The organism is Glutamicibacter sp. BW77, assembly GCF_002332285.1.
In the GTDB taxonomy this organism is placed as follows: domain Bacteria; phylum Actinomycetota; class Actinomycetes; order Actinomycetales; family Micrococcaceae; genus Glutamicibacter; species Glutamicibacter bergerei.
Map to the genome: position 1 here is coordinate 1 of NZ_NRGT01000012.1, position 1,159 is coordinate 1,159.

Below are 1,159 nucleotides of genomic sequence, written 5' to 3' on the forward strand. Positions count from 1 at the left end.
TATGGCTCTGATTTTTCAAAAACGGTCACCAGCCAGTCAGATCTTGTAATCAAACACCCGTGAACCGATATGCGCTTCAAACGCCGCAACCGTAGAATCAAAAACATCACGCTGCACATTGCTGATCGCGTTCTTCGCATCATTCCACACATGCTCAATCGGGTTATGATCCGGAGCATAGGGCGGGAAATTGATCAAATGAACATCCTGCAAACTCTGCCCCGAGGCCAGTTCTGCCTGGATCAACTTGTTCTTATGCCACGAAGCGTTATCCCACACAATGACGATTTTCTTCCCCGGATTCAGGCCCACCAGCATTTGCACCGCTTCTAGGATGGTGGCGCTGTTCTGCCAATCTAAACGCAGGGTGGTGCAGTCACCGGTGTTCTGATTCAGGAACCCGATAAACGACTGGGAAGCCGTCTTCCGGTCCACTTTCAACACAGTTTTAGTGTTCTTCTTGTACCAGGCCTTGCGCACCACTGCTTCCTGATCGATACGCACCTCATCCGCCGCGAACACCAGCGTGTTCTCTTCACCCAACGGACCAGTGAGTTCTTCGCGGATTTCTTTCACCCGAAGGTCAATAGCTTTTTCGTCGGCACGCCGCCGGTCAAACTTCTCCGGCTTGTGAAACGAGAGTCCAGCCATGCGCAGCAGGAAATGGTACGAGGAATTGGAGGCGTACTCGATGTTGAACGTGGTCGATAACCAGTGATCCAGTTTCGGAACATCCCAGAACTGCGCCGGAAGATACTCGTCTCCTGGCGGTTGGGAGAGGACCACTGTGACAGCTTCTCGTTGGCCTTCGGTGAGGAAGCTGCGGTTCAGGTTTCCGGCGTGTCCTGTATAGAGGGAAGCCATGCGTTGCTGGTGCCAATCTATCACCCAGTCATGCAAAGTTGAGGGTTCTCGGTCCACGAATTCAGCAACGATTTCTGGGGCAACGTCCCGAGAAAGCAAGAGTAACGCTTCGGCCTTTTTCACTACGAGTTTGTGCGGTGCATTGGCTTTGTAGTCTTTGAGTAGCCGGCGTTCTTCGTCGGTGAGTTGTGGGGTGCGCATGCTTCCAAAATTAACATTCTGGCAGTGCTGGCACGGGTTTAACGCGCCGGGGTCAATGCTTTTTCAGAACCGTTTTTGAACTGTGACCGCCATA

The 1,159-nt window shown here is 52.4% G+C and carries 1 protein-coding gene; it reads right to left on the reverse strand.

Going from position 1 to position 1,159, the window contains the following annotated elements:
- Nucleotides 1-36: 36 nt before the first annotated feature.
- Entirely contained in the window at nucleotides 37-1,065 is a 1,029-nt protein-coding gene (locus CIK74_RS01425) for an IS630 family transposase (protein WP_096253928.1), read from the reverse strand.
- Nucleotides 1,066-1,159 lie beyond the last annotated feature (94 nt).